This is a genomic window from Bradyrhizobium sp. A11 (genome assembly GCF_042077125.1).
Lineage (GTDB): Bacteria > Pseudomonadota > Alphaproteobacteria > Rhizobiales > Xanthobacteraceae > Bradyrhizobium > Bradyrhizobium japonicum_B.
Window position 1 is genome coordinate 6,576,470 of the sequence record NZ_CP149509.1, and the last position, 13,485, is coordinate 6,589,954.

Genomic DNA, 13,485 nt, shown 5'->3' on the forward strand with positions numbered 1-13,485 from the left:
ATTATGAAAATTCGCTTCTTTTTTCTTCTGTCCTTGCTCATCTCGCTCGTCCCGACTGCGCCCTCGCTTGCGGCCGGTGAGCGTTTTGCGCTGGTCATCGGCAATGCCAAATATCCGGACGCGGATGCTCCGCTGAGGGAACCGATCAATGACGCGCGCAACGTCGCCGACGAGCTCAGGCGCGACGGCTTTGCGGTCGATATCGGCGAGAATCTGACCGGCGACGGCATGCGCCGCGCCTTCGACAAGCTCTACAGCAAGATCAAGCCAGGATCGGTGGCGCTGGTGTTCTTCAGCGGCTTCGGCATCCAGTCGGCGCGCCAGAGCTACATGCTGCCGGTCGATGCGCAGATCTGGACGGAATCCGACGTGCGCCGCGACGGTTTCAGCCTCGAGACCGTCCTCGGCGAGCTCAACACCCGCGGCGCCGGCGTCAAGATCGCACTGATCGACGCCTCCCGGCGCAATCCGTTCGAACGCCGGTTCCGCAGCTTCTCGGCCGGCCTGACCCCGGTCATCGCGCCGAACGGCACGCTGGTGATGTACTCGGCGGCGCTGGCCTCGGTGGTCTCCGACGCCGGCGGCGATCACAGCCTGTTTGTCCAGGAGCTCCTGAAGGAAATCCGCGTCCCCGACCTGATGGCCGAAGAGACGCTGAACCGCACCAAGATGGGCGTCACAAGGGCTTCGCGCGGCGAGCAGGTGCCGTGGATATCCTCTTCATTGGCCGAGGATTTCTCGTTCAGCCCGACAGCCGGCGGATCGCGTCCGGCACCTGGCGCCTCGCCTGCGCCGCCCGCGCCGCCGCCGGTCGCCGTCAACAACCCGCCGCCGACGCCGCCCGCGCCGCCGACATCGCCTCCGCCGCCGAAGCCGGCCGACATTGCCGCAGCGCCCGCGCCTGCTTCTCCGCCTGCGCTCGCACCCGCGCCGGCTCCCACGCCGAAGCCGCAGGTCGAGGCGGCCCTTCCCCCGCCGCCACCGCCACCGCCGGTGACGCCGATCGATCCGGCGCCGAGCGCGGGCAGCGGGCCGAGTGCCGCGGTCCTGGCCGACGATCCCACGATCAAGAGTCTCACCTCCAAGATTGCCGCCAATCCTGATGACGTGAACGCGCTGTACCGACGCGGTCAGGTCTACGCCAGCAAGGGCGCCTACAACCTCGCCATCAAGGATTTTGACGATACGCTTCGGATCAATTCGAAGGACGTCGAGGCGCTGAACAATCGTTGCTGGACCCGCACCGTGGTCGGCGACCTCCAGGGCGCCTTGAAGGATTGCAACGAGGCGCTGCGGCTGCGGCCGAATTTCGTCGATGCGCTGGACAGCCGGGGGCTCGTCAATCTCAAGTCGGGCGCGGTCAAGAACGCCATCGCCGATTTCGACGCGGCCCTGAAGATCAACCCGCGCCTGACCTCCTCGCTCTACGGACGCGGCCTCGCCAAGCAGCGCAACGGCTCCGCCCAGGAAGGGGCGCTCGATATCGCCAATGCCAAAGCGATGGATCCGAACATCGTTCAGGAATTTGCAAGCTACGGAGTGCGCTAGTATTTTTTTGAGCCGAGGCCGGCGGCGCCTCGAACCCTGGGGGGCCCAGGCAAGACTAACGAACGGATGCCGCAGGCGCCCCCGGGGGGCTCATTGCAGGAATTTCGAACAGCGCGAGCTGGCTGCACAGGAGGGACTGGCTATGAAATCGGCTGCAAAAGGACTTACCGCGATCCTGTCCATCATCGCTCTTGGCGCCGCCCTGTCGCTGCCGGCTGCGCCCGCATTCGCCGGCGATGACGGCAACAGCAAGAACGTCACCGAGGACGACATCGTCCGCGCGCTGGCACCGGCGCCGAAGAAGCCCCTGACCCGCGGCCTCTCGATCGCCCCGCCGGCCAATCCCGCGCCGAACGCGGCGGAAACCAAGCTGATCCAGTCGGTGCGCGGCCGCTCGACGCGCTCGCTGTCGTCGACCGAGCGCGAGGAGATCGCGTCGGTCGCCAAGGACAAGCCGAACATCGATCTCGAAATCACGTTCGACTACAACTCCGCCAATATCAGCGCCAAGTCGATGCCTTCCGTGCAGGCGCTCGGTCGCGCGCTGACCAGCCCCGACCTGAAAGGCTCCACCTTCGTGGTTGCCGGTCATACCGACGCTGCCGGCGGCGAAGCCTACAATCAGGACCTGTCGGAGCGTCGCGCGGACGCGATCAAGCGCTACCTCGTCGACAAGTACAGCATCTCCGCGACCGACCTCGTCACCGTCGGCTACGGCAAGAGCAAGCTGAAGGATCCGGGCCAGCCGATGGCGGAGGTCAACCGCCGCGTGCAGGTCGTCAACATGGAAAACAAGACCACCGCATCGAAGTAAGCACGACGCAATCCTTTGAAGTGACCGGTCGTGATGTGGTGTAAAGTCTCGCTTCCAGAGCGCGTCCCGCAGCCTTGCGGGACGCCGCTTCGTTTCAGGGAAACGTTCTCGATGGGCCTCGCGCGGACGGCCGTGTGCCAGGCCAGGATGATCCGGCGATGAAGCTCTCCGAATACCTCAAGCCTGCCGGAACCGTGGTGTTCGTCGCGGCACTCGGCATCGGCTATTATCTGTTCGAGCATCGCAAGCGCCCCGAGCCGAAGGAGACGCAAAGCGACGCGCTCGTCATCGTGACGAAGTCGACCAATGCCTGCTTCTCCGACCTGGTGCGGGTCACCGGCTTCTTCGTGCCGCGCCGCGAGGCCGTTGTGATCGCCGACCAGGAAGGCTCCAGGGTCACCGACCTCCTGGTCACCGAGGGCGCGATCGTCGCCGACAACCAGGAGCTGGCGCGCCTGACTGCGCCGCCGCAGATCCCGGGCCAGCCGCAGCGACCGGGCCCGCAAGGCCCGATCTCGCTGAAGGCGCCGGCACCGGGCCTCATCACCGAGGTCCGCACCATCGTCGGCGCGCCGGCCTCGCCGCAGGCCGGTCCGATGTTCCGCATCGCCGTCAACAACGAGATCGAGCTCGATGCTCAGGTCCCGGCGGTGCACATGCCCAAGCTCAACGCCGGCGCCACCGTGCGCATCAGCCGCGACGACGCGCCCGATCTGATCGGCCGGGTCCGGCTGGTCGCGCCCGAGATCGACCGCGCCACGCAGCTCGGCCGCGTCCGCATCAGCGTCACCAACAATCCCTCGCTGAAGGTCGGCGTGTTCGCGCGCGCCTCGATCGACGCCAAGCGAAGCTGCGGCGTCTCGATTCCCAAGACCGCGATCGACCATCTCACCATTCAGGTCGTCAAGGGCGGCAACACCATCGAGACGCGCAAGGTACGGGTCGGGCTGTCGTCCGACAGTGCCACGGAAATCCTGGAAGGGCTCCAGGTCGGCGAGATCGTCGTCGCCGATGCCGGCTCTTCGCTCCATGACGGCGACCAGATCAAGACCATGTTCGCCGATGAACTCGATCGCACGCGGGTACGCTGATGGCTCTCAATATCTCGGCATGGTCGATCCGCAATCCGCTGCCGTCGGTCGTCTTCTCGATCATCCTGCTGATCCTCGGCTGGGTCTCCTTCACCAAGCTCGCAGTGACGCGGCTGCCGTCGGCCGACATTCCCGTGATCTCGGTCGTGGTCTCGCAGTTCGGCGCGGCACCCGCCGAGCTCGAATCCCAGGTCACCAAGACCGTCGAAGACGCCGTCTCCGGCGTCGAGGGCGTACGGCACATCACCTCCTCGATCACCGACGGCGTGTCGGTCACCACGATCCAGTTCGCACTGGAGACCAACACCGACCGCGCCCTCAACGACGTCAAGGACGCGGTGACGCGGGTGCGCTCCAACCTGCCGCAGAACGTCACCGAGCCGCTGATCCAGCGCGTCGACGTCATCGGCCTGCCGATCGTGACCTATGCCGCGATCTCGCCCGGCAAGACGCCGGAGCAGCTCTCCTATTTCGTCGACGACGTGGTCAAACGCGCGCTGCAGGGCGTCCGCGGCGTTGCCCAGGTCGAACGCATCGGCGGCGTCGAGCGCGAGATCCTGGTCTCGCTCGACCCGGACCGCCTGCAGGCCATGGGCCTGACCGCCGTCAATGTCAGCCAGAGCCTGCGCGGCACCAATGTCGACGTTGCCGGCGGCCGCGCCGAGATCGGCAAGAACGACCAGGCGATCCGCACGCTCGCGGGCGCCAAGACGCTCGGTGACCTTGCCGGCACCATGATTCCGCTGTTCGGCGGCGGCGAGGTCCGGCTCGACGATCTCGGCACCGTCACCGACACCATCGCCGATCGCCGCACCTTCGCCCGCTTCAACGGCGAGCCGATCGTCGCGCTCGGCATCAAGCGTTCCAAGGGCGCCAGCGACGTGAAGGTGGCCGAGGCCGTTCAGAAGCGCATCGACGCGCTCAAGGCCGCCTATCCCGACGTCGACCTCAAGGTGATCGACACCTCGGTCGAGTACACCAACGGCAATTACCACGCGGCGATTTCGACCCTGTTCGAGGGCGCCATCCTCGCCGTCATCATCGTGCTGCTGTTCCTGCGCGACCTGCGCGCCACCATCATTGCCGCGATCTCGTTGCCGCTGTCGATCTTCCCGGCGTTCTGGGCGATGGACCTGCTCGGCTTCTCGCTCAACCTCGTCAGCTTCCTCGCCATCACGCTGTCGACGGGTATCCTGGTCGACGACGCCATCGTCGAGATCGAGAACATCGTTCGGCACATGAACATGGGCAAATCGCCCTATCGCGCCGCGCTCGAGGCCGCCGACGAGATCGGCCTCGCGGTGATCGCGATCTCGCTGACCATCATCGCGATCTTCGCACCCGCAAGCTTCATGTCGGGCATCGCCGGACAGTTCTTCAAGCAGTTCGGCATCACCGTCTCGGTGCAGGTGTTCTTCTCGCTGCTCGCCGCGCGTTTCGTCACGCCGGTGCTGGCTGCGTACTTCCTCAAGCATGGCAAGCACGAGGAGCCGCCGCCGGGGCGCATCCTGCGGTCCTATCACCGGATCGTGGCGTGGTCGGTGAAGCACTATTTCATCACGGTGCTGATCGGCTTCGGCGTCTTCGCCGCCTCGATCTGGAGCATCACGCTGCTGCCGCAGGGCTTCCTGCCGGCGCAGGACAGCGCCCGCTCGCTGCTGGCTCTCGAGCTGCCGCCCGGCACCCAGCTCGCCTACACCGAGAAGGTCACCGAGGACATCGTCGCGCGCCTGCGCAAGCGGCCCGAGGTCAAGAGCATCTTCGTCGACGGCGGACGCGTCCCGCCGGGGACGCAGGAAGTGCGGCGCGCCGCCCTGATCATCAACTACACGCCCAAGGGCAGCCGCGACATCACCCAGCGCGAGCTCGAGTTCTCGATCAGCCAGGAGCTGGAGAACGTTCCCGACATCCGATTCTGGTTCCTGGACGAGAACGGCTTGCGCGCTATCTCGCTGGTGGTGACCGGTGTCGATCCCAACATCGTCAACAACGTCGCGAGCGAGCTTGCGACGCAGATGAAACGCATTCCCACCATCGCCAATGTGATCTCGGAGACCTCGCTGGAGCGTCCCGAGCTGCGCATCGAGCCGCGCGCCGATCTCGCCGCACGGCTCGGCGTGTCCACCGAAAGCCTGTCGCAGACCATCCGTGTGGCCACCATCGGCGACGTCGGCCCTGCGCTCGCCAAATTCGACGTCGGCGATCGCCTGGTACCGATCCGGGTGCAGCTCGAGGATACCGCGCGCAGCAATCTGAAGACGCTCGAACAGTTGCGCGTGCCGCTCGGCGAGCGAGGCGAGAAGGGCGGCGTGCCGCTCGCGGTCATCGCCGACGTCAAGCTCGACCAGGGTCCGACCAGCATCAACCGCTACGACCGCGAGCGCCAGGCCACCGTCGCCGCCGACCTCGTCGGCTCCGCCGCGCTCGGCGATGCCACCAAGAAGATCTACGACCTGCCGGTCATGAAGACCCTGCCGAAGGGCGTGAAGGTCTCGCCCTCCGGCGACGCCGAGAGCTTGAACGAATTGTCCGAGGGCTTTGCCACCGCGATCACGGCCGGCCTGATGATGGTCTATGCCGTGCTGGTGCTGCTGTTCGGCACCTTCCTGCAGCCGATCACCATCCTGTTCTCGCTGCCGCTCTCGATCGGCGGCGCCATCGCCGCGCTGCTCCTCACCGGCAAGCAGCTCACCACGCCGGTGTGGATCGGCATCCTGATGCTGATGGGCATCGTCACCAAGAACGCGATCATGCTGGTGGAGTTCGCGATCGAAGCCATTCACGCCGGCAAGCCGCGCGAGGAGGCCATGATCGACGCCGGCATGAAACGCGCCCGGCCGATCGTGATGACCACGATCGCGATGGCCGCAGGCATGATGCCGAGCGCGCTCGCGGTCGGTGCCGGCGGCGAGTTCCGCTCGCCGATGGCGCTCGCGGTGATCGGCGGCCTGATCTTCTCGACCATCCTGTCGCTGGTGTTCGTGCCCGCGATGTTCATGGTGATGGACGATTTCGGCGCGCTGATCTGGCGCTTCGCCAAGCGGCTGATCGTGCACAGCGACGACGCCGAGACGGACGGCCATCACGGGGCAACGCCGGCGGAAGCGGGGCCAGTGCCGAGGAATATCGTGCACCCCGCGGCGGAGTAGGGTTCGAAAGGCCGCGGTCGTGCGCTGGCGAAAGGCGGCCGCTGGCGCTATGTCGTGGCTATGACGTTCACGCGCATTACGATCGACCCCGCGGTCTGCACCGGCAAACCCTGTATTCGCGGATTGCGGTTTCCAGTGGCGCGGCTGCTCGGCCTGCTGGCCGCCGGCGAGACCCGGGAATCCGTTCTGAACGACTACCCGTATCTCCAACGTGAAGACATTGACGAAGCATTGCGCTACGCGGCCTTCCTCGCTGAGGACGAGGCCGTCGAGCTGCGTCTCACCGTCCCTGCTAAGTGAAGGTCCTCGTCGACATCGCCATTGATCGGGATCGCGTCCGCCGCCGCAAACTCCCGATCGGCTGACCTCACTCGTTGCGCGCGATCGCCGTCAGCTTGGTCATGTTCCGCAGCAATATCCGACCGCGCTGCAGATCGAGGATCGCCTCCTTGCGCCAGGCCTGCAACTGACGGTTGACGCTTTCGCGGGCGGCGCCGACGAAGACGCCGAGCTGCTCCTGCGAGATGTGAACCTCGGAGCCGAAATCGGCGGCGAGCGCGCAAAGCCGTCGCGCCAGGCGCACCGGCAGCGGCTGCAGCATGGATTCCTCCATGCGCTCGCTTTGCCAGCGGATGCGCTGGCACAGCAGCGCGATGATCTTGATCGCGACCTTCGGCTCCCGTTCGAGGAAGCTGAGAAAATCTTCGCGCCGCAGCACGAACAATTCGCTGGCCTCGCCCGCGGTCGCATCCGCGGTGCGATTCTGGCCGTCCAGCACCGCAACCTCGCCGAACAGGTCGCCCGGTCCCATGAAATTCAGCGTCAGCCGGCTGCCGTCGGCGGCGCCGGTCTCGATCCGGACCTGGCCACGGCGCACGCCGAACAGCGCGTCCCCGGGGTCCCCCTTCTGGAACAGCACCTCGCCATTGCCCAGATGCTGGGTGTGGCAGAGGTTGGACAGCCGCTGGAGCTCGTCTGCACCGAGATCCGCGAACATCGCGTTCATCTTCAGAATGACCGCAAATTCGGCCTGCTTGCTCATTTCAATGTCCTTGTGAACGTTCCGGTGCGTTGTCTCGGCAAAGTGCTTGAAACCATCACCATCAGGATCGCGTAAAACCGCGCTGGAGAAGTGTGTCATAAGTCACATAACTTTGCAGCACCCCCTGACTATTTTTACGCGCTTGGAGCCGCTTCCCGTCCGGGGATAAACTCAAGGCGCAAAGGATGGGTGCAAAGGACGGTCATCCGCGGGATTCGACGCCGATTGTCCGTCGCTGGAAAGTCGAGATGAGAGTAGTGAAATTCGCCGGCGCGGCTTTGGCCGCCGTCATCATCGTGATCGTGCTCCTGCTGGTGATCGGGATCCCATCGGGCTTCCTGAGCTCGACGATCGCCTCGCGCGTCGAGAGTGCGACCGGCTATCGGCTGTCGATCGACGGCACCACGAAGATCAGCCTGTGGCCGGCGCTGAACGTCACCCTGAACGACCTCACGCTTGCCGACCCCAGGGATCGCAGCGGCATCACGCGCCTGACGGTCGACAGCGTGCAGGCCGAGATGTCGCTCTCCAGCCTGTGGTCGGGCCGTCCCGAGATCGGCGAGCTCATCGTCACCCGTCCCGTGCTCTACCAGCCGCTGCTGCGCGAGCGCCTGCCGAATGCCGGATCCTCCTCGAAGGCGACCGCGCTCAAGCTCGACGGCGCGTCGATTGACCGCGTCAAGGTCACCGACGGCGAAGTCGCCTTCTCCCGCCTGCGCGATCGCGTCGAGGGCCGCATCAGCGCCATCAACGCCGAGGCGATCGTCGGCCGCGACCGCAAGGTCGACGTCACCGGCACCGCGCGCGTCGGCGACCACCCGACCAAGTTCGACATCAAGGCGACTGCGCCGGCATCGTCCACCGACCGCCCGACCATCCCGGTGGATTTCGCCATCGACATGCCTGACGTGCTGAAGTCGCAACTCACCGGTCACGCCGAGATGCGGATGAACGGCGACGTCGTGATGATCAACGGCGTCAATGGCCGGCTCGGCGACGGCGCGTTCAACGGCTGGGCGTCGGTCGACATCGCGAGCAAGCCGCTGGTGAAGGTCGATCTCGACTTCCAGCGGCTGGCGATTCCGCTGGCCAAATCGCCGCAGGGTGCGTCCGGGCAGCCCTGGAGCAATGCGCCGATCGACGTCTCCGGGCTCAATTATGTCGATGCGCAGGTGAGGATTTCCGCGAACGAGGCCGTGATCGGCGATGCACGCATCGCGCCGCTGGCGCTCGATGGCAAGCTCGCCGGCGGCGTGCTGAAGGCCGGCACCGCCAATCTCGGCGCCTATGGCGGCCAGGTCTCGGGCGAGGTGATCCTGGATGCGACCACGGGCGCGCCGAGCTTTGCCATGCATTCCGATCTCGTCGGCGTGCGCGCGCTGCCGCTGCTTCAGGGCCTTGCCGAGTTCGACCGCATCGACGGCAAGCTGCAGGCCAAGCTCGCACTGCGCAGCGCCGGCACCAGCCAGCGCGCCCTGATGGCGAACATGCAGGGCACCGCCTTCGTCAATTTCCAGGACGGCGCCATCCGCGGCATCAACGTCGCGCAGATGATCCGCTCGCTGACGTCGGGCACGCTGTCGGGCTGGCAGGACAGCCAGAGCCCCAGTCAGGAGCAGAGCACCGACCTGTCGCAGCTCTCGGCCTCGTTCCGCATCGACAAGGGGCAGGCGGTGACGACCGATCTCAATCTGATCGGGCCGCTGGTGCGCGTCACCGGCGCCGGCACCATCGCGCTCGACACCAAGATGATGGGCTTTCGGGTCGAGCCGAAGCTGGTGATGACCACCGAAGGCCAGGGCCGCACCAATGAACCGGTCGGCTTCGGCATTCCCGTGATGATCCAGGGCTCCTGGTCGCAGCCGCGGATCTACCCTGACATGGCCGGCATGCTGGACAATCCGGACGCCGCCTATGCCAAGCTGCGCGAGATGGGCAAGGGCCTGTTCGGCCCTGACGGCGCCGGGCTCGGCAACATTCTGGGCGGTCTCGGCCTCGGCGGCACCACTGCGCCCAGCGGCAATGCGGCCGGCAACGCCAATCCGCAGGCCCAGCAGCCCGGGCAGAACAATCTGCTCGGCGGCCCGCTGGGAGAGGCGCTCGGCAATTTGATCCAGCAGGGATTGTCCGGTGGCGCGGGAAGCAGCACCGGCGCCGCGCCAGGCAGTGGCCGCAGCCGCAGCGTGCCGGTCACGCCCTCCACGCCGGCGCCGCAGGCTTCGCCCGCAGCCCCTGCTCTGGACGACCCGCCGGTCGCGCAGCAGGACAGTCAGCCAATGAACGACGTGCTGCGGCAGCTCTTCAACCGCTGATGGGACTGCGACCATCCCTCCTTCCACCAGCCCCGGCGTCCGCAGCGGGTAACCACGCCGGCTCGTCCCCGGGCCGCGCGGCGGTCCTTTGGCCCAAATTGTGATAGAACGACCCCGCAAGGGCCTTGCGGCCCGTAGCGCCGGCGTCGATGGCGGCGCGAGAGGATCGGGATGGCAGGAGCGAACGACAAGACACGGTTTCTGCGCGAGGGCCTGTTCGCCAAATACGTCGTCTCCCTCGTCGGCCTCGTCGTGTTCGTCCTCGCGGTCAACGGCGCGATGGAGACCTGGATCTCCTACCGCGCCACCAGGACCCAGCTCACCGACGGCCTGGAGGACAAGGCGCAAAGCGCCGCCCGGCGCATCGAGCAATCGATCTCGGAACTCGACCGCCAGATCAGCTGGGTGACGCGGGCGAGCCAGGACACGCTCGAGAAGCGCCGCGCCGACTACGCCTCGCTGCTGCACCAGGTTTCGGTCGTCAACCAGCTGTTCCAGCTCAACGGCGAGGGCCGCGAGGTGCTGCGGGTCTCGCGCCAGTCGACCACGACCGGCGGCAACGCCGACCTCTCCCGCGACATCCGCTTCACCGAGACGGTCGCCCGCGGCGTCAGCTACGCGCCGGCCTGGTTCGCCGACGGCACGCCCATGATGTCGATCTCGGTGGCGCATTCCGGCTTCAATGCCGGCGTCACCGTGGCCGAGATCGACCTCGGCTTCCTCTCCGACTTCCTGTCCGATGCGCAGGTCGGCAAGGCCGCCTTCGCCTATGTGGTCGATCCGCGCGGCCGCGTGCTGGCGACGTCGTCGAAGGGGCCCGAGGTCGGCAAGGACCTGTCGAAGCTGCCGCAGGTCGCGGCGGCGATCGCGCCCGGTCACGCCGCCGAGACGTCCGGCACCGACTTCAACGGCCATGCGGTGATGAGCGCCGCCAGCATCGTGCCGAAGCTCGGCTGGAGCGTGCTGTTCGAGCAGCCGACCACGCAGGCCCTGATGCCGATCCGCGACCAGCTGGTGCGCATCGCGCTTTTGATCGGGATGGGCCTGATGGTCGCGATCCTCGCCGGCACGCTGCTCGCCCGCCGCATGATCATCCCGATCACGGCGCTGCGCGACGGCGCGCACAAGCTCGGCGAAGGCGATTTCAGCCACCGCATCGACGTCCATACCTCGGACGAGCTGGAGGACCTCGCCAGCCAGTTCAACCGCATGGCCGACCAGATCCAGGAGACCTATTCGAACCTGGAGACCAAGGTCGAGGAGCGCACCCGCGATCTCGCGCAATCGATCAACGAGCTGAAGGTGCTGGAGGAGGTCGGCCGCGCGCTCGCCGCCTCGCTCGATCTCGACGCCGTGCTGCCGACCATCGCCGCGCGCGCGATCGAGATCACCCACGCCGATGCCGTGCTGATCTACGGCTTCGACGCCGAGCGGCGCCGCTTCACCCTGGTCGAGGCCGGCGGCATCGACAGATCGGCCGACGGCGCGCATGTCACCATCGACGAGGGCGACAACATCCTGAGCGATGCCGCCAGAAGCGGCGAGCCGATCGCGCTCGCCGATCTCGACCAGGCCGCCGAGCAGCCGCTGCGCGAGGCCGCGCTCGCGGCCGGCTTCCATTCGGTGCTGGTGGTGCCGCTGGTCGACCAGCAGGGCACGCTCGGCTCGCTGGTGGTGCTGCGCCGTCGCGGCGGCGAGTTCGCGCCCAGCCTGATCGGCCTGATGCGCACCTTCGCCAACCAGGCGGTGCTGGCGATGCGCAATGCGCGCCTGTTCACCGAGGTCGACCACAAGGGCCGCGAGCTCGAGGCTGCGAACGCGACCGTGCGCGCCCAGGCCGACAAGCTGCGGATACAGACCGAGCAGCTCAAGGACTGGAACAAGTCGCTGGAGGAGCGGGTCAAGACCCAGCTCGGCGAGATCGAGCGCATCCGCAAGCTCGAGCGCTTCCTGGCGCCGCAGGTGGCGCAGCTGATCGCCTCCTCCGACAGCCCGGAAGGGCTGCTCACCAGCCAGCGCCGCGAGGTCACCGTGGTGTTCTGCGACTTGCGCGGCTTCACCGCGTTCACCGAAGCGACCGAGCCGGAAGAGGCGATGAACGTGCTGCGCGAATATCATGCCGCGCTCGGCGGGCTGATCTTCAAATACGAGGGCACGCTCGACAAATATGCCGGCGACGGCGTCATGATCCTGTTCAACGCGCCGATCCAGTTCGAGGACCACACCAGACGCGCCGTGAAGATGGCGGTCGAGATGCGCGACACGATCGGCCCCCTGACAGAGCGCTGGCGCAACCGCGGGCACAGCCTCGGCTTCGGCATCGGCATCGCGCTCGGCTACGCCACGCTCGGCCAGGTCGGCTTCGAGCAGCGGCTGGAATATGCTGCGATCGGCAGCGTCACCAACCTCGCCTCGCGCCTGTGCGGCGAAGCCAAGCCCAACCAGATCGTGGTGAGCCGCCGCGTCTACGGCATGGTCGAGCCTTTCGTCGAAGCCCGCGCCCTCGACGATCTCCAGCTCAAGGGTTTTAACCATCCCGTGCTGGCGATGGAGATCCTGAGCTGGAACGATGAGGCGGAGAACGTGGTGGATGCATCGGCGCTGCGGATGCGGGGGTAGCTTCGTCGGCTGCCTCTAGCGATCCAGCGTGGCCTGCGATCGCTCACCGACAGCGTTTCGCGATCCCGCGGCACATGGCGCCCGGGTTTTGCTTCGTCGAGCCCTTCGACATGGAAGGGCGCAGGGAAGACCGGGCACCGGCTGGCACCCGCAAGACCCCTGTGCGTGAGTGCGTGATAGTCGCTCACAGGGGAGAAACAGGTGCGACCGAATGCCCGGCCTTCCCTGCGCGATGGTTGAAACGGCTTATGTCGCGCTCTCGCCGGTGAGACGATTTCCCGTTGCCACCGTCGCCTTGCAACTGTCATCGGATGCGCCGTCCGGTCGGACGATCGCACCGCCGCAAGACTTGACGCCGGAATGTCGGGCGTCACGACCACACGATTTTGCCGTACGCGTTCGACGTCGTCGTACACGCGCCCGCTGATCGCTCACGGGGGACTACCCCGCCCTGCGACCGCTTCTGGCGCCGACGCCGCCCGCGTCCACCGCCCCTCACCCCACGAACCCTGACGATCGCGATCCGTCCCTTACCATGGGATGAGTTGGAGCGGATCATAGGGTGTGTCGTTTTTCTTGTAAAGCGAATTTTTGATTATTCGAAGATGAGGAGGTCGACGTATCTCAAAAACATCGAAAACAACCCCATGCACAGTAGACGAGGCCAGGCGGATCAAGGCGTTAGAGTGCAGGAAGTCTCGGTGGCCCGAGGCCTAAGCGACCGAATGCATTGATCCGTCGGCTATGGCGCTGGAGGCCGACCGTGCTCCCGCACAGCGGGTTGAGCCTCTCCTGGCGCGACAATGTTCAGCTCGTCGCCCTCTTTGAGCCCGAGCTGGCTGACCAGCTCCTCGGGCAGCTCCACGGCCAGATCGTCGCCCCATTTGAAGACTTTCAACACAACTTCCAC

9 protein-coding genes are annotated in these 13,485 nt (G+C 66.4%); 7 read left to right on the forward strand and 2 right to left on the reverse strand.

Annotation, left to right across the window (positions count from 1 at the left end; all coding sequences use genetic code 11):
* Positions 1-3 precede the first annotated feature (3 nt).
* The 5 genes from WI560_RS30920 (at position 4) to WI560_RS30940 (ending at position 6,902) form a co-directional block, all read left to right on the forward strand.
* Positions 4-1,548, forward strand: coding sequence for a caspase family protein (locus tag WI560_RS30920; protein WP_375306192.1), 1,545 nt, complete (start codon positions 4-6; stop codon positions 1,546-1,548).
* 142 nt (positions 1,549-1,690) lie between these two features.
* The gene (locus WI560_RS30925; protein WP_375306193.1) at positions 1,691-2,362 is read left to right on the forward strand and encodes an OmpA family protein; all 672 of its coding nucleotides are present in this window, start codon (positions 1,691-1,693) and stop codon (positions 2,360-2,362) included.
* Between the two features lie 158 nt (positions 2,363-2,520).
* The gene (locus WI560_RS30930; protein WP_375306194.1) at positions 2,521-3,453 is read left to right on the forward strand and encodes an efflux RND transporter periplasmic adaptor subunit; all 933 of its coding nucleotides are present in this window, start codon (positions 2,521-2,523) and stop codon (positions 3,451-3,453) included.
* Positions 3,453-6,602 carry an efflux RND transporter permease subunit gene (locus tag WI560_RS30935; RefSeq protein ID WP_375306195.1) on the forward strand — a complete coding sequence of 1,050 codons (3,150 nt, stop codon included), beginning with the start codon at positions 3,453-3,455 and terminating at the stop codon, positions 6,600-6,602. Before WI560_RS30930 ends, WI560_RS30935 begins: the two co-directional genes overlap by 1 nt.
* Before the next feature lie 60 nt (positions 6,603-6,662).
* Positions 6,663-6,902, forward strand: a complete 240-nt coding sequence (locus WI560_RS30940) for a DUF433 domain-containing protein (RefSeq protein WP_375308954.1) — start codon at positions 6,663-6,665, stop codon at positions 6,900-6,902.
* A 67-nt stretch (positions 6,903-6,969) separates the two neighbouring features.
* Here the strand turns inward: WI560_RS30940 and WI560_RS30945 are convergent, their stop codons facing one another.
* Positions 6,970-7,644 carry a Crp/Fnr family transcriptional regulator gene (locus tag WI560_RS30945; RefSeq protein WP_028133182.1) on the reverse strand — a complete coding sequence of 225 codons (675 nt, stop codon included), beginning with the start codon at positions 7,642-7,644 and terminating at the stop codon, positions 6,970-6,972.
* A 248-nt stretch (positions 7,645-7,892) separates the two neighbouring features.
* On the opposite strand from WI560_RS30945, the gene WI560_RS30950 reads away from it, so the two are divergent.
* Together WI560_RS30950 and WI560_RS30955 are read left to right on the forward strand one after the other, a co-directional pair.
* Positions 7,893-9,956, forward strand: a complete 2,064-nt coding sequence (locus tag WI560_RS30950; protein ID WP_375306196.1) for an AsmA family protein — start codon at positions 7,893-7,895, stop codon at positions 9,954-9,956.
* Between the two features lie 171 nt (positions 9,957-10,127).
* Positions 10,128-12,575 carry an adenylate/guanylate cyclase domain-containing protein gene (locus tag WI560_RS30955; RefSeq protein ID WP_375306197.1) on the forward strand — a complete coding sequence of 816 codons (2,448 nt, stop codon included), beginning with the start codon at positions 10,128-10,130 and terminating at the stop codon, positions 12,573-12,575.
* A gap of 742 nt (positions 12,576-13,317) precedes the next feature.
* Here WI560_RS30955 and WI560_RS30960 read toward each other — a convergent pair.
* Positions 13,318-13,485, reverse strand: a complete 168-nt coding sequence (locus WI560_RS30960; protein WP_375306198.1) for an AbrB/MazE/SpoVT family DNA-binding domain-containing protein — start codon at positions 13,483-13,485, stop codon at positions 13,318-13,320.